General features: G+C 43.3%; 1 pseudogene. It reads left to right on the top strand.

Annotated elements, in window-relative coordinates:
- Nucleotides 1-215: pseudogene (locus BN338_RS12345) on the top strand (hypothetical protein); the annotation flags it as partial.

Here is a 215-nt window from a genome sequence, read left to right as displayed (position 1 = left end):
GCAAAATATCATTAGAAAACCAACCTCCCATTCACGAGCAAGAAAGCGTTCTCAAAAAAGCAAAACAATCCAAAGCTAATCGCGGTTGTCGATTGCCTGCGGATTTTGAACCTGATTACGATTTTGCCATTGCAGAGGGCTTGCCTCCAGAACGTGTGAAAGTCGAAATTGCAAAGTTTCGAGATTACTGGAGTTCCAAATCAGGAGCAAACGCT

The sequence above is a fragment of the Bartonella queenslandensis AUST/NH15 genome (assembly GCF_000312585.1).
GTDB classification, from domain to species: Bacteria; Pseudomonadota; Alphaproteobacteria; order Rhizobiales; family Rhizobiaceae; genus Bartonella; species Bartonella queenslandensis_A.
Note: the sequence above shows the minus strand (reverse complement) of the source record. Positions and strands in the feature narration are given on the sequence as shown.